Raw genomic sequence first — 18934 nt, forward strand, 5'->3', positions numbered from 1 at the left:
AAATCACTGGCCGGCTCGGTCACCTTCCGGCGGTTTGGAAGACGGCGGCGGCAGGAGGGTCGAAGGCGCATGGTCGGGCAAAGCGCCCTCCCCCTCGCCCTTCGCATGCCGCCGGCGCGCAAGCGCGCGCTTGCGGATGATGCGGACCCGCTTGATGCGGCGCGGATCGGCATCGAGAATCTGGAACTCGAAACCCGGCACCGCCTGCACCATTTCCCCCCGGACCGGAATTCGGCCAAGCGCGGAGAAGATGAGGCCGCCGAGCGTGTCGACATCCTCGAGCCTGTCGCGGATATCGAAATCGGGACCGATCGCCTCGGCGATATCCTCCAGCTCGACACGCGCATCGGCGACGAAAGCGTCATCCGCCGTGCGGGAGAACATAACCTCTTCGTCGTCGTGCTCGTCCTCGACATCGCCGATCACCATCTCGACGATGTCCTCGTGGGACACGAGGCCGTCGGTGCCGCCATATTCGTCGATGACGAGCGCCATCTGGGTGCGCGCCGCCTGCATGCTCTGCAAAAGGTCCGAAGCGAGCATGGAGGGCGGCACGAACAGGATCTTGCGCACGAGGCCCGCCTCGGCAACTGTCTTCCCAAGATCGACGCGGCCGAGATCGAAGGCCGGGCGGGTGGTGCGCGCCGGCTTTTCTCCGTTGCTCGCCGTAGCCGCGGTTTTCGAACCGCTGCGGCGCTTGTTGCGCGCTTCCTTGGCAAGATAGGAGAGAAGGTCGCGGATATGGACGAAGCCGCGCGCATCGTCGAGGTTGTCGCTATAGACCGGCATGCGCGAGCGGCCGGTCTTGTCGAAATGGATCATCAGCTCGCCGAGCGTCATATCCATATCGACCGCCTCGATATCGGCGCGCGGCACCATGATGTCCTCGACGCGCACTTCGCGGAAACGCAGGATATTATGCAGCATCGCGCGTTCTTCGGGCGAGAACGCATTGCTGACATTGGTATCGGTCATCAGCGCGTCGGCGAGGTCCTCGCGCAGCTTTTCGCCCTGCGAAGGGCGCAGCAATCTCAGCACCCGAGACCAGAATGTATTGTAGGATTTGGTGGGTTGTTCGGGTCGCGAGTAACTACTGCCCTCGTCCGAGGAGGAAGCGTCCGAACTGTCCCTGCCCTCAGGGGCAACATTGTTCGATAGATCGTTCATAGGCTCATACTATACCAAGGGACCCTGTCCCGCATAGGGGTCAGATAGGCCCAGCACTCCCAAAATGCGAGTCTCCAGCCCTTCCATTTTTTCCGCCTCCTCCGCTTCCATATGGTCATAGCCGAACAAATGGAGGAAACCATGGACGAGGAGATGGGTCAGGTGTTCCTCGAAAGTCTTGTCGAGTTCAGCCGCCTCGCGCTCCACGGTTTGGCGGGCGACGACGATATCGCCAAGCATCGGTCCCGGCATTTTACCGGGCGTAAGCGGAAAAGCGGGAAAGGAAAGCACGTTGGTGGGCTTGTCCTTGCCCCGCCATTCGGCATTGATCGCCTGGATTTCATCATCGCTGGTGAAGACCAGGGAGAGTTCCGGCGTCATTTCAGGAAAGGGCTGACCTTCCTCGCGGGCCAGGAAGTCGGCGGCGGCAGCAAGGGTCCGCTCGCTCAAGGAGGCCAGCACCGGCTCCGGTGGCCAGCCGTCGTCTTCCACGCTGATCTGAATGTCGAGTTTCGGCATGGCCACGGAGACCGCTAGCGGTCTCCGTCCTCGCTTTCTTCGTGCACGGCATATTGCGCGTCATAGGCCTGGACGATGCGGCCGACCAGCGGGTGGCGCACGACATCAGTATCCTTGAATCGGATCACCGATATGCCCTCGACCCCCTTCAAGATATGCAGCGCCTCGACAAGACCGGATTTCACGCCGCGCGGCAGATCGACCTGGCTCGGATCGCCGGTGATGATCATGCGGGAATTCTCGCCGAGACGGGTCAGGAACATCTTCATCTGCATCGACGTGGTGTTCTGAGCCTCGTCCAGGATGACGGCGGCGTTGGCGAGGGTGCGGCCGCGCATGAAGGCGAGCGGCGCGATTTCGATGACGCCGGCAGTGATCGCCCGCTCCACCTTGTCACCCGGAATCATGTCGTAGAGCGCATCATAGAGCGGCCGAAGGTAGGGATCGACCTTCTCCTTCATGTCGCCGGGCAGGAAGCCCAGGCGCTCGCCGGCTTCCACCGCCGGACGCGACAGGATGATGCGGTCCACCGCTCCGCGCTCGAGAAGCTGGGCTGCGTGGGCGACCGCGAGATAGGTCTTGCCGGTGCCCGCGGGCCCGACGCCGAAGACCAACTCGGCGCGTTCCAGAGCCCGCATATAGGCGTCCTGGTTCGGGGTGCGGGCGGCGATCGTCTTCTTGCGCGTGGAAATCTGAGCCATGGAAAGCTTTGCCTTGCGCTCCAGCGTCGGCAGCGTCAACTGGTCGTCGGCGGCCTGCGCCATGCGGATGGCGCCTTCCACGTCGGACACCTCGACGGAGCCACCCTTCTGCACCCTTTCATAGAGGAAATCGAGCGCGCGGCGTGCTTGATTGGTGGTGATCACGTCACCCGAAATGGTGACCGAATTGCCCCGCGCCCGCGCATCGATGTTGAGGCGCTCTTCCAGAAGTTTCAGGTTCTGGTCGAATTGACCGAAGAGCTCGCTGGCGAACCTGTTGTTCTCGAACGTCAGGACGAAGTGATTTGCGTCGGTAGCGGCGGTTTGTGGCTGTCGCGCGGAAGAAGAAACCAGTTCGCGTCCGTTCAAGCAGGCAAGCTCCTCAAATAATCAGGCCCCTATTAAACGCTCTGCCGGTTCGGCAAACAAGCTGTTCGGGCCGGTTCCCGTGATTCGTACTTGGATAATGTCACCGATTTGCGATGTTTTTGCATCAACATTCACGGATTGAAGCCAGGGGGACCGCCCAATAAGTTGCCCAGGCATGCGCCCCGGCTTCTCCAGCAGCAAGTCTATCACCTTGCCCACACAGGATTTGGCGAAGGCCGCCTGCTGTTTCAAGAGCAGGGCCTGCAATCTTTCCAGCCGTTCGGCCTTTATTTCTTCCGGAACCTGGTCGGACAATTCGGCGCCAGGCGTGCCGGGCCGCGTCGAATACTTGAACGAGAAGGCCTGGGCGTAGTTCACCTCCTCGACGATCCTCAGTGTATCCTCGAAATCGGCATCCGTCTCGCCGGGGAAGCCGACGATGAAATCGCCCGACATCGCAATGTCGGGCCGCGCCTTGCGGATGCGCTCGATGAGGCGGAGATATTCCGCGGCCGTGTGGCGGYGGTTCATGGCCTTCAGGATGCGATCCGAACCCGCCTGCACCGGCAGATGCAGGTAGGGCATCAGTGCCCGCAGATCGCGATGCGCCTCGATCAGCCCGTCATCCATGTCGCGCGGGTGGCTGGTGGTGTAACGCAGGCGGGCGAGCCCAGGGATCTCGGCCAGCCGGTAAAGCAAATCGCCGAGGCTCCATTCGCGCCCGTCCGGGCCTGCGCTTCGCCAGGCATTGACGTTCTGCCCGAGGAGCGTGATCTCGCGCACGCCGCCGTCGACAAGCCGCTGCGCCTCGTCCACGATCTGGGAAAACGGGCGGGAAACCTCCGCACCGCGCGTATAGGGCACCACGCAGAAGGTACAGAACTTGTCGCAGCCTTCCTGCACCGTGAGGAAGGCTGTCACCCCGCGGGCGCGGATCTTGGCCTTGTCAGTCGCGGGCAGATGCTCGAACTTGTCCTCGACCGCATACTCGGTATCCACCACCCGCTGGCCGTCGCGGGCGCGTCTCAGCGCCTCCGGCAGACGATGATAGGTCTGCGGGCCGATGACCATGTCGACGGCCGGCGCGCGGCGGAGGATTTCCTCGCCCTCGGCCTGGGCGACGCAGCCGGCGACGCCGATCATCAGTTCCCTTCCATCCGCGGCGCGCTCGTTCTTCATGTCGCGCAGCCGGCCGAGCGCGGAATAGACCTTTTCGGCCGCCTTCTCGCGGATATGACAGGTATTGAGCAGGATGAGATCGGCCTCGCCCATCTCTTCGGTCGGCACATAGCCTTCGCTGGCCAGCGCATCGCTCATGCGGCCGGAATCGTAGACGTTCATCTGACAGCCATAGGTCTTGATGAAGACCTTGCGGCTGTTCTGGCGCTTGGCGGCGTCTTCGCCCGCCACGGGAATGGAAACGTGCTCGTTCATGCGAGGCTCCATACCCCAAGAAGCCCAGGAATTGAAGCTTTTCCTAAAGCTCTTCGTATTCGCGGCCGCGCAGATGGCGGGCCAGCATGCGACGCAGCCTGCCGACCACGGCCTGGCTCAGATGCTTGCGGTTGTCTCCCTGCCGGAAATCGATCGTTTCGCCGAAAGCGACGTCCACGTCGATCGCCCCCTCCTTCAGGACTCCCAAAAGATGCGGCGCGAGCTCGATATCACCCGGCCAGGCGGCGATAGGGCGGTGATAGCGCCCCATTGCCATGCCGTGAACGCGGGTATAGGCGATCGCCACCGGCTGCACATGAACCACGCCGCCCGGCACATTCGGCGCGGCGGCCGCCGCAGCACCGAAGAGCGACGACTTCACCTCCAGAACGCGATTGCCGTCGGACGTTGTTCCTTCCGGAAATAACACGACGATCTCGCCCGCCGCCATGCGGGTGGCGATCTCGTTCACCTGCTCGCCGGTGCGCCGCTTCTGGTCGCGGGCGACGAAGATGCTCTTCTGAAGCTTGGCGAGCGTGCCGAAGACCGGCCAGTCCGCCACCTCGTTCTTGGCGATGAAGGCGACGTCGGCAATCGCCCCCAGGACGAGGATATCCTTCCAGGAGACGTGATTGGCAGCCAGCATCAGGGGTCGCTGACGCTCCAACCTGCCATGGACGTGAATGCGGATGCCGAGGAGGCGGCAGGCGATACGATGCCAGTAGCGGGGAATGTAGCGGCGGATCTTCAGATCGAAGGCCAGCCCCAGAAGCTGCAACGGCAGAAGGATCAGCGTGACGGCAAAAAGGACGATGACGATGAGGCCGATCCGCAACCAGGTGATCAATTGTCGTCCTTGTCGAGCGGGATGCCGTAAAGCTCGAGCCTGTGACCGACCAGGCGGAAGCCGTGCTCGCGGGCAATCCGCTCCTGCAGGGCTTCGATTTCCGGCGAATGGAATTCGATGACCGTTCCGGTCTTCAGATCGATCATGTGATCGTGATGCTCTTCCGGCACCGTCTCGTAGCGCGAGCGGCCATCGCGGAAATCATGCTTTTCAATAATGCCGGCATCCTCGAAAAGCTTCACGGTGCGGTAGACCGTGGAGATCGAGATGCGCGGGTCGATCTTCGAGGAACGGCGATAAAGTTCCTCGACATCGGGATGGTCGTCGGACTCCTGGAGGGTGCGGGCGATGATGCGCCGTTGCTCCGTCATGCGCATGCCCCGCTCAGCGCACAGCTCCTCCAGGGTCTTGGGAAGGTCTGTCATGACGTAGGCCCCGATCAGAAAGTCTAAAAGGAGGCGATTAGCGAAGAACGCGCTTCATGACAAGCGCCGTGGACCGCTGGCCATCGGCTCCGGAATAGTAGGCGGGCCGCTCACCGACCTGCTGGAATCCAAGCTTGCGGTAGAGCCCGACCGCGGCCTGATTGCCGCCCTCGACCTCCAGGAACATGCCTTCGCCACCCCTGCTCGCCGCTTCCCGCATGGCCGCCTGCATCAGCCGCCAGCCGAGGCCAGCACGGGCGAACTTCTCCGCCACGGCGATGGTGAGGATCTCCGCCTCGCCCGCCACCTCGCGCGCCAGCACGAAGCCGCCGAGCGGCTTGGAGAAGAAGGCATTGGTCTGGCGCGCCACGAAGCCGAAGACATTCGGCTGCAAAAGCAGGTTCAGGAATTCGCCGTCGCTCCATTGCCGTGCGAAACGCTGACCGTGAAGGTTGGAAATCTCAACGCAATCATCGCTCTCGAGCGCGACGACTTCGAAATAGGGCTTCCAGGTGAGATAGTCATCCAGCATCGGTCATCACGCAGTCATCATGCACGGGCAAGAGCGAATCCGCTTTGCGGTTTAGCATCCGGCCCGCGAAGGTAAAGCGGTTTCGGTCTCTCCACACCCGCGGGCTTTTCCGCGCCGATACGGGCGATCATGGCAATATCGAAGCGATCGCTGCCGGCCGCATTACCGACCGCCCAGGACCCGGTCATTTCCGCGCCGTGCGACTTCGCCAGTTCGACGACCTCATCCGCAGAAAGTGCGGCGGGCTCTGTCAGCGGCAAGCCATCCGCGCCGAAGGCCTGCGCATAGATTTCATTGCGCTTGGCATCCATGGCGACGACGACCGGGCGTCCCGGATTTGCAGCAAGATCGCCGTGGGCCAGCACTTCCAGCGTCGTGACTCCCACCGCCTCCACGCCGAGCGCCAGAGCCAGGCCACGAGCGGCGGCGACGCCCACCCGGATGCCGGTGAACGAGCCGGGACCGGTCACCACGGCGATCCGCCCGACCCCATCGAGCCGCAAGCCGGCCTTCTCCAGCGTCTCGTCGATGACCGCCATCAACCGCTCGGCATGGCCCTTGCCGATCGTCTCGGTGGTTTCCGCAAGCAGCCGGCCGGCCGCGCCGTCATAAAGCGCGGCGGAACAATCCACCCCGGCGGTATCGATAGCGAGCACGATCATCGGATGCTCCGAGGCTTAGAGCGCCTCGACCGCCTGCACTTCGGGGACGAAATGGCGTAGCAGGTTCTGCACACCATGCTTCAGCGTGGCCGTCGAAGACGGGCAGCCGGAGCATGCGCCTTTCATGTTGAGATAGACGGTGCCGTCCCTGTAGCCCTTGAAGGTGATATCGCCGCCATCCTGCGCCACTGCCGGGCGGACGCGGGTTTCGAGCAGTTCCTTGATCGTCGCGACGATGGTTTCATCGTCCTCGTCGAAGAACTCGCCTTCCTCGTCGAATGCCTCGGCAAGCGTGGAAGCCCCGCCCATGACCGGCTGGCCGGACATGAAATGCTCCATGATGGAGCCGAGGATCGCCGGCTTCAGGTGCTGCCACTCGGCGCTATCCTTGGTGACGGCGATGAAATCGTAACCGAAATAGACGCCCGTGACGCCCGGAACGGTAAAAAGACGCGAGGCCAACGGAGAGCTCTGCGCGTCATCCGCGTTGCGGAACTCGGCGGTGCCTTTTTCCATCACCACCTTGCCAGGCAGGAATTTCAGGGTCGCCGGATTGGGCGTGGCTTCCGTCTGAATGAACATCTCATCTCTCCTGGCCGAAGTGTTCGTGTTTCTCCGAGCCTAAATTTAGAATTCTTCCAAAGAAGATAAGCCTTATCAGGTTTCCGTTCAAGTGCGGTTTCCCTGTTCCAAGGTCAAGCCCATCTTCAACAAAGGGCATCGATTTCTTCGGCCGTCAGGGTATCCGGCAGCACTGTGACGGGGATGGGAAAGGCAGCCGCCCGGCCGGCAACGGCCGAGACCAGCGGCCCCGGACCTTCCTTGGCGGAACCGGCAGCGAGCACGAGGATGGCAATATCACGATCCTCCTCCACCAGGGCGTTGATCTGCTCGGTGGCGCTGCCTTCGCGAATGACGATTTCCGGATCGATGCCGATCGTCTCACGCACCTTCTGCGCGGCCTTCGCCATCACGGCTTCCGCCTCTTCCATCGCCTCGGCGCGCATGATCTGCTCGACGCCCAGCCATTGCTGGAAATCGCCTTCCGGGATGACGAAGAGCAGGACCAGACCGCCATTGGAATTCTTGGCGCGGCGKCCTGCATAGTGGACGGCCTTCTCGCATTCCGGCGTGGCATCGATGACCGCCATGAACTTGCGCCGGTGTCCTTCGAGCCGCGAAAGCCGTTTCGAAACCATCCCTTGCCCCTATTTCGCACGTACTCGACCGAAGCAGTCGTGTTGCGGAATTTAGAGCCTTCGGCCCGAAATGAAAACCCGCCACGCGAATGCATGGCGGATATGTCTTTCAGCCCGTTGACGGTCAGCGCAGGAAGCCGACGATATCGAAGACTTCCCCCATGACCTTTTCGGCACGGGCACGGGCGCGCTCGCCGCCGTCGCGCAGAATGGCGTCGATATGGGTCGTGTCGTCCATCAGGCGGCGCATCTCGCCGGTGATCGGGGAGAGCACATGAACAGCGAGATCGGCAAGTGCCGGCTTGAAGACCGAGAACTGCTGGCCGCCATATTCGGCAAGCACGTCCGCCTTGGACCTGTCGGCGAGCGCGGCATAGATGCCGACGAGATTGTCGGCCTCGGGGCGGCCCTGGAGCCCGTCGAGTTCGCTCGGCAGGCCTTCCGGATCGGTCTTCGCCTTGCGGATCTTCTTGGCGATATCGTCGGCGCTGTCCATCAGGTTGATGCGCGAGAGGTCCGAGGGATCGGATTTCGACATCTTCTTGGTGCCGTCGCGCAGCGACATGACGCGCGGCGCCGGCCCTTCGATCAGCGGCTCGACCATCGGGAAATAGGCATGAACCGGCTCGTCGCCGACCGTGATATCGACGCCCGTGCCCGTTGCCCGGATCTTGTCCTTGAAATCCAGGTTGAACTTCATGGCGATATCGCGCGCAAGCTCCAGATGCTGCTTCTGGTCGTCGCCCACCGGAACATGGGTGGCGCGATAGACCAGGATATCGGCGGCCATCAGGCTCGGATAGGCGAGCAGGCCGAGCGAGGCGTTCTCGCGGTCCTTGCCGGCCTTGTCCTTGAACTGGGTCATGCGGTTCATCCAGCCGATGCGGGCGACGCAGTTGAAGACCCAGGCGAGTTCCGCATGCTGCGGGACGGCCGACTGATTGAAGACGATATGCTTTACCGGATCGATGCCGGAAGCGATGAAGGCGGCGGCGATCGAACGGATCTGGCCGCGCAGGTCATCATGAACGAGCTGGGCGGTGATGGCATGCAGGTCGACGACGCAGTAGATGCAATCGTTGTTTTCCTGGAGTGCGACGAACTTGCGGATCGCGCCGAGATAATTGCCGAGATGGAGATTGCCGGTCGGCTGAACGCCGGAAAAGACAAGCGGCTTGAAGGTATTCATATCGTCCTCGATTAGGCTGGTGGAGGGCCCCAGGCCCGAAGGGCCATGTTGCTAACGCGCGGGCTTATGCACGGTGGATGAAGCGGGATCAAGGGCCTGATGAACCGAGTTCTCAATCAAATCCCCGGTGTTACCGCAAGGACGAAGGTGTCCTCGGGTCTCACTGCGTTCGCCCGAGGGTAACGAGCAGGCAGACTCCTCCCTTGGTGCGTGTTGCGTTTTCTTTCAATCGGCCGGGACACGTCGAGTGCCTCGTATTTAGTTTTGTAGGTGACACGCGACGTGTCCCGTTCGGTGTGTTTTTCCGCGCAACTCCGGTCCCTCTGCGGCGATATGGGCTTATGTCCTTACGGATTGCCATACCGGGTTGTGTGCGACACACGCACGCCCCGCCATCTTTCAGGCGAGAGGGGGACCATTTTCTGCGCAGCCCCTGACGATCCGCCTGCATCACCAGCAGACCGAAAGGGCACCGGCCCCATCTCGCCGGCGATGCTTTTCCGGTGCAGCCGAAACGGGACGAGAGAGATTATGGGGGAGAATCGGAGAGCGGGGATGAAGGAGGGATCAAGTTATTGAAATATCGGGAACGAGGTGCCGGATCATCCCCGCTTGAACGGAGAGAATGGCTTGTTGGTGGTTGGATTCTCGGGACATCGGATTTAATCCGAGGATGTCCCGAGGATCCAAATGCAAACTACGGCAGCGTGGCAGACGAGAACGGCCCCTCATCCGCCTGCCGGCACCTTCTCCCCGTCCTACGGGGAGAAGGAAGTATGCCGCGCTGTTTTTGCACGCATCACACGTTGCGTATGCCGCAGTATGCGCGCGGAAGCAGCGGCGAGAACCCGCCTCCCCAAAACGACCAGAAACTCCACCAAAAGGCGTAGCAATGAGGCGATACGCTCAGCCAAAAGCAGTAATGGTTAATGCCATTTAACCTATGCGGCATACATTTCCCTAAAATATAGCAAATATCTCCTTAATAGCGCCACTTTTCGGAATGAAATGCCTCGCCCAGCCAAGTCCGCCTGTCGTGAGGACAGACGCCACTCGGGGGATACCCAATGCGCAGCTTTATTCTTGTCGCGCTTGCCAGCCTGGTGACCTTTTCATTTGCCGCGGCTGCCGATGCGCAGAGCAGTCAGAAACGTCGCGGAAATCTGTTCAAACACGATTATTCCGCCGCCTATACCCTGCAGCGGGTCAGCGTTCGTGCGAGCTGCTTTCCAACCAAACTGAAGGCGATCCTCGCCCATATCGCCGTGCAGACCGGCAAGAAGCCGGTCGTGRCTTCGGGACACAGGCCGCGTTCCGGCCGATCCCAGCACAGCCACTGTTACGCAGCCGATATACGCGTGYCCGGTGTTTCCGAGCGGAAGATCCTTGCGGCGGCGGCGAGCGCGCCGGGGGTCGGCGGGATCGGCCGCTACTGCAACGGCATCGTGCATGTCGACATCGGTCCGAAGCGGCGCTGGGCCCATTGCGGAAAGCGCGGAAGACGCTCCTAAGGCGGTCTAGGATTCCGGTTGGCTTTTCGCCTTCCGCTTCAAGTTTCGGCGGATCATGCCAATATCGGCGCCGCCGATGAGGAAGGCGACTGCGAAATAGACGACCATGGCCAGCGCCAGAAGCACGCCGAGTGCGGCCACCTGATAGAGCAGCGATGTTTCGGGAGCGAGCCAGGGCGAGGCATAAGGCAGCGCATAGATGAGCGCCGCGGTCATGACGCCGGCAGACACCAGCAGCAGCGCGGTACGCTTTGCAAGCGCCCATTCCCATTTGAGATCGCCGCGCCAGAGCAGCGTCGTAAAGAGCAGGATCGTATTGATCCAGCCGGCGGCGGCTTCGGCAGTCGCGATGCCGCGCTCCGCCAGCAGCGGGAAGAGCGAGATCGCCAAGCCCGAATTGACCACGACCGAGATCATGGTGAAGCGCATCGGCGTCCTGGTATCCTCGCGGGCATAGAAGCCGGGCTGCAGCGCCTTGATGAGCACGAAGCCCGGCAGGCCGATGCCATAAATGGCAAGAATGGAGGCAACGACGGCGGTGTTTTCGGCCGAGAAGGCGCCGCGCTCGTAAAGCACGCGGATGATGGCATCCGACAGCACCCAGAGACCCGCGGCGGCCGGCAAGGTCAGGAACAGCACGAATTCGATCGAGCGGTTCTGGATATTGGCGGCCTCCTGCCTGTAGCCGCCCTTCAAGGCGCGCGACAATTCCGGCAGCAGCACCACGCCGACCGCCACGCCGACGACACCGAGCGGAAGCTGATAGATACGGTCTGCATATTGGAGGGCGGCAATCGCGCCTTCCTTTCCGGAAGCGATCGCCTGGCCGATGATCTGGTTGATCTGGGTGATGCCGCCGGTGATCGCCGCCGGCACGGCGAGCACCAGGAGCCGCTTGACGTTCGGCGTCATCTTGGGAAGGCGAAAGCCGATATTGATGCCGGCATGGCGCACGCCGACATAGACGACGGCGAGCTGCAGGACGCCGGCAACGAGCACGCTCCAGGAAAGATACCAGGCGGTGGAAAGCGGATCCGCACCCGTCCAGAGCGCGTAGAAGAGGGCCGCGATCATCACCACGTTCAGGAAGACGGGCGCGATTGCCGCCGCGAAGAAGTGATGCAGCGAATTGAGCATGCCGCTCATCATGGCCGTCAGCGACATGCACATGAGGTAGGGGAACATCACGGCTGCCAGCCGGATGGTGATCGAGGTCTTTTCCGGGTCATCGGCAAAGCCCGGAGCGATGATCCACTGCACCAGCCATGGCATGGCGAGTTCCATCGCGATAGTGATGGCGAGCAGCGCGGAAAAGAGGACACCGAAGACCTCTTCGGAAAAGCGCTTGGCCCCCTCCACGCCGTTCGCCTCGATCTCCTTGGAGAAGAGCGGCACGAAGGCGGCGTTGAAGGCGCCTTCCGCGAAAAGCCGGCGAAAGAGGTTCGGAAAGCGGAAGGCGGCATAGAAGACGTCCGCCATCGGCCCGGTGCCGAGCGCGGCCGCCATCAGCGTTTCGCGAGCGAAGCCGAAGATGCGGCTGCCGAGCGTGGCGCCGCCGACGGTTGCGAATTTGCGGACGAGACTCATGGTGATGTATGGCCCAGATTTACGGGTCGTTTTCGATTATGTATCACGCCAAGGCTCATCATCGGGCGGGGGCTCACGCGCTGGCCCTGGTCTTGCGGGGCTGGGCGGAGAGTGCAGGCGCCGCTTCGGCGGGCGTGCTGCTCTTCGGCTCGTCCTCGTCGGTCATCACCGCCTTCAGCCGGGCGACGATATTGCCCTGGCGGTTCTCGTTGGTGACCTTGTGGCCGACGAGATCGGTCACGTAGAACGTGTCGATTACCTTCTCGCCGAACGTGGTGATGTGGGCCGAGTGGATATCGAGCGAGAGATCGGCGAGAACGGCGGTGATATCCGCCAGCAGGCCGGTGCGGTCGAGGCATTCCACATCGATGACGGTGAACTTGTTCGATAGCCCGTTGGAGATGATGACCGAGGGCGGGATCGAGAAGGTCTTGTTGCGCTTCTTGGCCTTGGCGCGCGTGGCGATGACTTCCGGCAGGCGCTTTTTGCCGGAAAGCACATCCTCGATCATGCGGCCGATGGTGGCGGCGCGGCGCAGCTCGTCCTCATCTACCGCAAACTCCCGGTTGATGAGAATGGTATCGAGCGCGCGGCCATCGGTGGTCGTGAAGATCTGCGCGTCCGCGATATTGGCGCCCGCCGCGGCACAGGCACCGGCGATGACGGACAGAAGCCGCGGATGGTCCGGCGCGAGCACCGTGATCTCGGTGATGGCGTGGAAGGAATGGGTGCGCACCATGGAGACGAGCGCCTTGCCGGCCTTGTCCGCCTCGCGGATGAAATGCGCGTGACGAACCTGATCCTCCAGCGGCACCGAGAGCAGATAGGGCTGGTAGTGGAGCCTCGCATAGGTGCGGCGATCCTTCGGGCTCCAGTCGGCGAGCGCCTCGAAGAGGGCGACTTCCGCTTCCTTCGCCCGTTCCTTGCGGGAGGAAGCCTCGGAGAAACCGCCGGTCAGCAACAGTTCCGTTTCGTAATAGAGCGTGCGCAGCAACTGCCCCTTCCAGCCGTTCCAGACACCGGGACCGACGGCGCGGATATCGCAGATCGTCAGGATCAGAAGAAGCTTCAGCCGGTCCATCGACTGCACCTTCTCGGCGAAATCGGTGATGGTCTTGCGGTCGTGAAGGTCGCGCGTCTGGGCGGTCATCGACATGACGAGGTGCTCCTCGACCAACCAGACGACCAGCTCCGTCTGCTTTGGGTTAAGGCCGAGGCGCGGGCAGAGCTTGCGGGCGATGCGGGCGCCGGCGATCGAATGATCCTCCTGGCGGCCCTTGGCGACATCATGCAGCAGGACGGCGACATAAAGCGCCTCGCGCTCCTCGATGCCGGGCATGACCTTGTTGGCGAGCGGATGGATATCGGCGGCCTCGCCCTTGTCCACCTCCGACAGCGCCTCCACCGAGCGGATCAGGTGCTCATCGACGGTATAGTGATGATACATGTTGAACTGCATCATCGCGACGACCTTGCCGAATTCCGGGATGAAGCGGCCGAGCACGCCGGCCTCGTTCATGCGCCGCAGCATCAGTGCCGGATCGCGCCTGGAGGTGAGGATCGCCAGAAAGAGCCGGTTCGCCTCCTCGTTCTCCCTGAGAGCGTGGTCGATCAACGAAAGCGAGCGCGTCATCTGCTTCAACGCATCGGGATGCAGTTCCAGGCCGTTGATATCGGCGACATGGAAAAAGCGGATGAGATTGACCGGATCGCGTTTGAAGACATCGCGATCGGCAAGCGTGATGCGGCCGCGGTCTTCGACGAAATCCACCGTGCCGGGAATCTTGCGCACCCGTTTGGTAAAGCGGGAGATGACACGCTTGATGCCGGGCGCGGCCTTGGCCTGCTGATCTTCCAGCGCGGCGCAGAAGATGCGGGTGAGATCCCCCACGTCCTTGGCGACGAGGAAGTAATGCTTCATGAAGCGCTCGACGGCGGAAAGGCCGGGGCGCGTGTGATAATCCAGGCTTTCGGCAATCTCGCGCTGGATATCAAAGGACAGCCTCTCCTCCGCCTTGCCGGTGAGAAAGTGCATGTGGCAGCGCACCGCCCAGAGGAAATCCTCGGATTTCAGGAAAAGCCGCAATTCGTGCCGCGAGAGGACGCCGAGCTTGACGAGCTCGGCCGTGTCGCGGACGCGGTAATAATATTTGGCGATCCAGAAAAGCGTGTGGAGGTCGCGCAGACCTCCCTTGCCTTCCTTGACGTTGGGCTCGACGAGGTAGCGCGTATCGCCGGCCTTCTGGTGGCGCTGGTCGCGCTCGGCGAGCTTGGCGGCGATGAATTCCGGCCCGGTATCGGCAACGATCTCGGTGTCGAAACGGGTCTCCAGTTCGCTCACCAGCGCCTCGGCGCCGCAGATATAGCGCGTTTCCAGGATCGCCGTGCGAATGGTCATGTCCGTCTTGGACAGGCGGATGCATTCCTCGACCGTGCGGGTTGCATGGCCGACCTTCAGGCCCATGTCCCACAGGAGGTAGAGCAGGAATTCCACCGCCTTGCGCATGTCCTCGGAATTCTTCTCCGGGAGCAGGAAGAGAAGATCGATATCCGAACCCGGCGCGAGCGTATCGCGGCCGTAGCCGCCGACCGCGGCGATCGCGATGCGGTTCGCATCCCTGTAGATGCTTTCGGCAATCACCTCGTGAAGGACCCGGATCAGCTGATCCTGGAGCCATGAGATGCGCTGGGCGCAATTGAGGCCGCTGCCGTCCCTGGCAAGGAGCTCGCGCGCCTTGCCGCGGCCTTCGGCGCTCGCCTTTTTCAGCAGCGGCAGCAGTGCGGAGCGCAGCTCGAGAAGCGGACGATCCTTGCCTTCGGCGACCTGCCGGCATTCCGCGCTCAGCCGCTCCACATCGAGGAGTTCGGAAAAATCGATATCGTCTCTGGCCATGTTATCCTGTCGATGCCGGGCCGCCTGGGAGGCTATAGTCCTTTTGGGCAAACTGGCCAAGAAATATCAACCCCGATGTTTCAAAGTTGGCTCCGCGGCGAGCGAAGGTCAAGGCTCGGCGCCCTTTCCCGAAACGCGATCTTCACCCTTCAGCCGCGCCCGGTATTGCGAGGGGCTGGCGCCCGTCACACGACGGAACTCGCGATTGAAATTGGATTTGGTGCCGAAACCCGCCTCGAACATCACCGTCATCATGGGCTTTTCCGTATCTTGCAGAAGCCGGCAGGCCTCGGCGATCCGCCGGTTGTTGACGAATTGCGAGACATTGAGGCCGGTGGCGCGGTTGACGGCGGCCGACAGCTCGCGGGCCGGGAGGCCCGCACGGCGGGCGAGCTTCGCAAGGCTCAGATCCTCATTCCGGTAGAGCGCATCGCGATCGAGCGCGCCTTCCGCCTTGGCGAGGATGGCGCGATCCTCGCTGGTGGGCTGCAACGCGGGTCTCTCGGCGACCTCGGGAGACGGAATATCCGGCGCGAAATAATAGACCAATACAGCGAGGATCGCCGTGAGGTTCATGATTCCGACCGCCAGCGGCACATCGTTCGGGCCAGAAAGGTTGGTGTAGAGGGCGAGCGCCGCATCGCTGAAGGCAAAGAAGAGCATCAGGCAGGCCATCAGCCGGGCGGCGCGCAGCGCCGGGCGCATGCGCTGCAGCGAGGTTTCCRCCATTACCTCATCCCCATCGCTCATCGTCAGCCGCCACAGCGCCAGGCCATAGGACAGGAAGATCAGGAGCAGCAGCAGATCAACCAAATCGCGGAAGAAGCTGACGGCGAGAGCAACGACCAGYGGTGGCAACAGGTGAAGCCAAGGCCTTCTCAGGGGTTTCGCCGTCAGGCCGCGAAAGGCAAGAAAGGCGAGCGGCGGCATCATGGCAGCGGTGATCGGCAGAAAGGGTATGAGCTGGCTGACGCCATAGCCGAAGCGCAGGCCGATGCCGACACCCTGCAAGGCATAGAGGATGAGGAAGGCGTGAAAATAACGCCGGGAGCCGGGCGTCTCGACGCCCTTCAAGCTGCGATAGAGCGTCAGCGCGAAGACAAGACCGGCAAGAAACGGCAGCGGGACGGAGAGCAAATCAAGCGGCCTTTATCGTGATGTTTCTATAAAGGACGCTGATGGAGCACTCGGCTCTCAGCCTCCAAGCTCCTTCTTCAACGCATAGAGCGCATCCAAGGCCTCGCGCGGCGTCATGTCGTCTGGGTTGAGGRCTTTGAGAGCCTCCTCCACCTTGGAAGAACCGGGGCGCTTTACCTCCTCGCGGCGGACGGCTACCTGGAAAAGCGGCAGATCGTCGATCAACTGGCTCGCGGGGTTCTTGCGGTCGGAATCCTCGAGCTTGGTCAGCACGTCGCGGGCGCGGGCCACGACGCTATCCGGCAGGCCGGCAAGGCGGGCGACCTGAATGCCATAGGACCGATCCGCCGCACCAGGGCCGACCTCGTGGAGGAAGATCACCTCGCCATCCCATTCCTTCACCCGCATCGTGGCGTTGGAAAGCCGGCCGAGCTTTTCCGAGAGGACAGTCAGCTCATGGAAATGGGTGGCGAAGAGCCCGCGGCACTTGTTCGCCTCGTGCAGATGCTCGACCGCCGCCCAGGCGATCGACAGACCGTCGAAAGTGGCTGTGCCACGACCGATCTCATCGAGAATGACCAGCGAGCGATCGGTAGCCTGATTGAGAATCGCCGCCGTCTCGACCATCTCGACCATGAAGGTGGAACGGCCACGCGCTAGATCGTCGGAGGCGCCGACACGCGAGAAGAGCCGATCGACGATGCCGATATGGGCAGATGCCGCCGGCACGAAGGAGCCCATCTGCGCCAGAATGGCGATCAGCGCGTTCTGGCGCAGGAAGGTCGACTTACCGCCCATGTTCGGACCGGTGAGCAGCCACAGCGCGCCGAACTCGCCGCCATTATGCGGAGACAGATCACAATCGTTGGCAATGAACGGGCCGGAGGACTGGCGGCGCAGTGCCTGTTCGACCACCGGATGGCGGCCGCCTTCAATGGTGAACATGCGGGAGGCATCGACCACGGGCCGGCGGTAGTTCCATTCCTCGGCGAGCATGGCGAGACCGGCCGCCACATCGATGACCGCGAGCGCAAGCGCGCCAGACTTGATCGCCTCGGCCTCGGAGGTGACGGCGGCAACCATCTTCTCGAAGGCTTCGAGTTCGATCGTCAGTGCGCGGTCGGCGGCGTTGGCGATCCGGCTTTCCAGATCCGCAAGCTCCGTGGTGGTGAAGCGCATGGCGTTCGCCATGGTCTGGCGATGGATGAAACGCGCCTTGCCTTCCGGCGTGTCGGTCATCGCGCCGGAATTGCCGGCCGTCACCTCGATGAAATAGCCGAGCACGTTGTTGTGCTTGATCTTCAGCGACTTGATGCCGGTTTCCTCGGCATATTGCAGCTGCAGGCCGGCGATCACCTTGCGGGACTGATCGCGGAGCGCACGGACCTCATCCAGCTCTGAATCGGCACCTTCCGCCAGAAAGCCGCCATCGCGTTTCAGAAGCGGCAGATCCTGCGCCAGCATGCTGCCAAGCATTGTTTCCAAATGCAGCGGCAAGGCTTTCAGATCCGCCAAGGCATCGCCGAGCTCCTCCGGCAGCATGGCTGGGTCCAGAGACCCCGCCACGCTGCGGGCAGCCTCAAGACCCTGCAGGATCGATCCGAGGTCGCGCGGGCCACCACGGTCGAGCGCCAGGCGCGACAGGGCACGCGGCATGTCCGGCACGTGTTTCAGCGCCGAACGCAACTCACTGCAAAGGCCGGGTTCTTCCAGCAGGAAGGAGATGGAATCGAGCCGCCGGTTGATGCGATCCGGATCGGTCAGCGGCGACATCAGCCGCTCGGCAAGCAGGCGGGCACCGCCGCCGGTCACCGTCCGGTCGACAGCCTTCAGGAGCGTGCCGTCGCGGTCGCCGGAAAGCGTGCGGGTGAGCTCCAGATTACCGCGCGTGGCAGGATCGATGAAAAGCGTGGAGGCGCCGCTTTCGCGCTCAGGGTACCCAAGCGGCGGGCGCTCGGCGATCTGCGTCTTCTCCACATAGGCGATGGCAGCAGCGGCAGCGGCAAGCTCGGCACGGGAGAAGGTGCCGAAACCATCCAGCGTGCCGACGCCGAAATAGCGCGTTATGCGCCCCTCGGCGCTGGCGCTATCGAACAGGACCGCCGGCTGCGGCACTGCCACCCGGCCCAGCACATCGAAAACAGGCTTGAGTTCGGCATCGTGGAATATCGTGTCCGCAACGACGAGTTCGCGCGGATCGATGCGCAGAATATCGGCCAAGAGCCGCGACTGGTCGGTCTCCGCCAGGCGAAAGACGCCGGTGGAGATATCGATCCAGGCAAGTGCGAGCAGCGGTTCGGACCCGCCGCGAATGCGGGCGAGCGTCATCAAATAATTCGATTCCGAGGGAGAAAGGAGCTTGTCCTCGGTGATGGTGCCGGGGGTGACAAGGCGCACGACATCCCGCTTTACCACGGACTTCGAACCGCGTTTCTTGGCTTCGGCGGGATCTTCCACCTGCTCGCAGACCGCGACGCGGAAACCGAGCCCGATCAGCTTCTGGAGATAATCGTCCGCCGCATGAACGGGCACGCCGCACATGGGTATATCCTGTCCCATATGCTGGCCGCGCTTCGTCAGCGTGATGCCGAGCGCGCGCGACGCATCCACCGCATCCTCGAAGAAGAGTTCGTAGAAATCGCCCATGCGGTAGAAGAGCAGCGAACCCGGATTGTTCGCCTTGATCTCGATATACTGCTCCATCATCGGCGTGGCCGAAGCGCGGCTTTCCTCCGAGGCAAGCTCGGCGGCATTCAAGGCGT

The 18934-nt window shown here is 62.5% G+C and carries 16 protein-coding genes; 1 reads left to right on the forward strand and 15 read right to left on the reverse strand.

Going from position 1 to position 18934, the window contains the following annotated elements; translation table 11 throughout:
* Positions 1 to 3: 3 nt before the first annotated feature.
* The 11 genes from LCM4573_RS06480 to trpS all read right to left on the reverse strand — a co-directional run bounded on the left by LCM4573_RS06480 (position 4) and on the right by trpS (position 9044).
* The gene (locus LCM4573_RS06480) at positions 4 to 1167 is read right to left on the reverse strand and encodes a transporter associated domain-containing protein (RefSeq protein ID WP_071005444.1); all 1164 of its coding nucleotides are present in this window, start codon (positions 1165 to 1167) and stop codon (positions 4 to 6) included.
* Positions 1168 to 1176: 9 nt separating this feature from the next.
* Positions 1177 to 1686, reverse strand: coding sequence for an rRNA maturation RNase YbeY (gene ybeY / locus LCM4573_RS06485; protein ID WP_071005445.1), 510 nt, complete (start codon positions 1684 to 1686; stop codon positions 1177 to 1179).
* A 14-nt stretch (positions 1687 to 1700) separates the two neighbouring features.
* Positions 1701 to 2756 (reverse strand): PhoH family protein, encoded by a 1056-nt coding sequence (locus LCM4573_RS06490; RefSeq protein WP_071005446.1) that lies wholly within the window; start codon positions 2754 to 2756, stop codon positions 1701 to 1703.
* A gap of 21 nt (positions 2757 to 2777) precedes the next feature.
* The gene (gene miaB, locus LCM4573_RS06495; RefSeq protein WP_071005520.1) at positions 2778 to 4190 is read right to left on the reverse strand and encodes a tRNA (N6-isopentenyl adenosine(37)-C2)-methylthiotransferase MiaB; all 1413 of its coding nucleotides are present in this window, start codon (positions 4188 to 4190) and stop codon (positions 2778 to 2780) included.
* A 43-nt stretch (positions 4191 to 4233) separates the two neighbouring features.
* Positions 4234 to 5037, reverse strand: a complete 804-nt coding sequence (locus tag LCM4573_RS06500; protein ID WP_071005447.1) for a 1-acyl-sn-glycerol-3-phosphate acyltransferase — start codon at positions 5035 to 5037, stop codon at positions 4234 to 4236.
* Complete coding sequence (locus tag LCM4573_RS06505) at positions 5034 to 5462, reverse strand: Fur family transcriptional regulator (RefSeq protein ID WP_071005448.1); 429 nt, start codon at positions 5460 to 5462, stop codon at positions 5034 to 5036. The genes LCM4573_RS06500 and LCM4573_RS06505 overlap by 4 nt, the downstream gene beginning before the upstream one ends.
* Before the next feature lie 37 nt (positions 5463 to 5499).
* Positions 5500 to 5994 carry a GNAT family N-acetyltransferase gene (locus LCM4573_RS06510; RefSeq protein ID WP_071005449.1) on the reverse strand — a complete coding sequence of 165 codons (495 nt, stop codon included), beginning with the start codon at positions 5992 to 5994 and terminating at the stop codon, positions 5500 to 5502.
* Between the two features lie 17 nt (positions 5995 to 6011).
* The gene (gene tsaB / locus LCM4573_RS06515; RefSeq protein ID WP_071005450.1) at positions 6012 to 6656 is read right to left on the reverse strand and encodes a tRNA (adenosine(37)-N6)-threonylcarbamoyltransferase complex dimerization subunit type 1 TsaB; all 645 of its coding nucleotides are present in this window, start codon (positions 6654 to 6656) and stop codon (positions 6012 to 6014) included.
* Positions 6657 to 6671: 15 nt separating this feature from the next.
* Positions 6672 to 7238, reverse strand: a complete 567-nt coding sequence (locus LCM4573_RS06520; protein ID WP_071005451.1) for a NifU family protein — start codon at positions 7236 to 7238, stop codon at positions 6672 to 6674.
* Positions 7239 to 7363: 125 nt separating this feature from the next.
* On the reverse strand, positions 7364 to 7855 hold the full coding sequence (locus LCM4573_RS06525; RefSeq protein ID WP_071005452.1) for a universal stress protein: 492 nt from the start codon (positions 7853 to 7855) through the stop codon (positions 7364 to 7366).
* Positions 7856 to 7979: 124 nt separating this feature from the next.
* Positions 7980 to 9044: a tryptophan--tRNA ligase gene (gene trpS, locus LCM4573_RS06530; RefSeq protein WP_071005453.1), complete on the reverse strand. Its 1065-nt coding sequence runs from the start codon at positions 9042 to 9044 to the stop codon at positions 7980 to 7982.
* A 1067-nt stretch (positions 9045 to 10111) separates the two neighbouring features.
* Between trpS and LCM4573_RS06535 the strand changes: the two genes are divergently transcribed.
* Positions 10112 to 10555 carry a DUF882 domain-containing protein gene (locus LCM4573_RS06535; protein ID WP_071005454.1) on the forward strand — a complete coding sequence of 148 codons (444 nt, stop codon included), beginning with the start codon at positions 10112 to 10114 and terminating at the stop codon, positions 10553 to 10555.
* Between the two features lie 6 nt (positions 10556 to 10561).
* On the opposite strand, the gene murJ is transcribed toward LCM4573_RS06535, so the two are convergent.
* The 4 genes from murJ to mutS all read right to left on the reverse strand — a co-directional run bounded on the left by murJ (position 10562) and on the right by mutS (position 18878).
* Positions 10562 to 12142, reverse strand: a complete 1581-nt coding sequence (gene murJ / locus LCM4573_RS06540) for a murein biosynthesis integral membrane protein MurJ (RefSeq protein WP_071005455.1) — start codon at positions 12140 to 12142, stop codon at positions 10562 to 10564.
* A 73-nt stretch (positions 12143 to 12215) separates the two neighbouring features.
* Positions 12216 to 15035 (reverse strand): [protein-PII] uridylyltransferase, encoded by a 2820-nt coding sequence (locus LCM4573_RS06545; RefSeq protein ID WP_071005456.1) that lies wholly within the window; start codon positions 15033 to 15035, stop codon positions 12216 to 12218.
* A 108-nt stretch (positions 15036 to 15143) separates the two neighbouring features.
* Complete coding sequence (locus tag LCM4573_RS06550) at positions 15144 to 16172, reverse strand: AraC family transcriptional regulator (RefSeq protein ID WP_071005457.1); 1029 nt, start codon at positions 16170 to 16172, stop codon at positions 15144 to 15146.
* A 57-nt stretch (positions 16173 to 16229) separates the two neighbouring features.
* A complete protein-coding gene (mutS, locus tag LCM4573_RS06555; RefSeq protein WP_244505254.1) occupies positions 16230 to 18878 on the reverse strand; it encodes a DNA mismatch repair protein MutS in 2649 nt (882 codons plus the stop codon).
* Positions 18879 to 18934: the final 56 nt, after the last annotated feature.

The organism is Rhizobium sp. LCM 4573, assembly GCF_001854865.1.
In the GTDB taxonomy this organism is placed as follows: Bacteria; Pseudomonadota; Alphaproteobacteria; order Rhizobiales; family Rhizobiaceae; genus Neorhizobium.

Excerpts from the sequence above, each read along its gene's own strand:
- LCM4573_RS06480 (WP_071005444.1), bottom strand. The coding sequence starts at position 1,167 with ATGAACGATCTATCGAACAATGTTGCCCCTGAGGGCAGGGACAGTTCG.
- ybeY (WP_071005445.1), bottom strand. The coding sequence starts at position 1,686 with ATGCCGAAACTCGACATTCAGATCAGCGTGGAAGACGACGGCTGGCCA.
- LCM4573_RS06505 (WP_071005448.1), bottom strand. The coding sequence starts at position 5,462 with ATGACAGACCTTCCCAAGACCCTGGAGGAGCTGTGCGCTGAGCGGGGC.
- LCM4573_RS06510 (WP_071005449.1), bottom strand. The coding sequence starts at position 5,994 with ATGCTGGATGACTATCTCACCTGGAAGCCCTATTTCGAAGTCGTCGCG.
- tsaB (WP_071005450.1), bottom strand. The coding sequence starts at position 6,656 with ATGATCGTGCTCGCTATCGATACCGCCGGGGTGGATTGTTCCGCCGCG.
- LCM4573_RS06520 (WP_071005451.1), bottom strand. The coding sequence starts at position 7,238 with ATGTTCATTCAGACGGAAGCCACGCCCAATCCGGCGACCCTGAAATTC.
- trpS (WP_071005453.1), bottom strand. The coding sequence starts at position 9,044 with ATGAATACCTTCAAGCCGCTTGTCTTTTCCGGCGTTCAGCCGACCGGC.
- murJ (WP_071005455.1), bottom strand. The coding sequence starts at position 12,142 with ATGAGTCTCGTCCGCAAATTCGCAACCGTCGGCGGCGCCACGCTCGGC.
- LCM4573_RS06545 (WP_071005456.1), bottom strand. The coding sequence starts at position 15,035 with ATGGCCAGAGACGATATCGATTTTTCCGAACTCCTCGATGTGGAGCGG.